The sequence below is a fragment of the Mycobacterium intermedium genome, from assembly GCF_002086275.1.
Lineage (GTDB): Bacteria > Actinomycetota > Actinomycetes > Mycobacteriales > Mycobacteriaceae > Mycobacterium > Mycobacterium intermedium.
Map to the genome: position 1 here is coordinate 1 of NZ_MVHT01000365.1, position 258 is coordinate 258.

At 63.2% G+C, this 258-nt stretch carries 1 protein-coding gene; it reads left to right on the top strand.

The features are described 5' to 3' along the window. The first annotated feature begins 6 nt into the window (after positions 1 to 6). Positions 7 to 159, top strand: a complete 153-nt coding sequence (locus BST27_RS31040) for a hypothetical protein (protein ID WP_249025757.1) — start codon at positions 7 to 9, stop codon at positions 157 to 159. Positions 160 to 258 lie beyond the last annotated feature (99 nt).

Consider the following 258-nt stretch of genomic DNA (forward strand, 5'->3'; position numbering starts at 1 on the left):
GGTCTGTTGTTCTGGCAGGCGGCCCAGTTCCGCGACTACCCCATCCTGCTAGCAGTCACCATCATCATCTCAATGGCCACCGTGCTCGGCGCCCTCATCGCAGACATCCTCTATGCCGTCGTCGATCCGCGGATTCGTTACGGAGGAGCAGACCGATGAGCACCGAGATCGCTATTCCCGATCCTCAGAGCCGACGTCCCGAATCTGCCCGTCCCATGCGTCCCGGCACAGCGCGACGGACCAGCAGACGCACCAGCC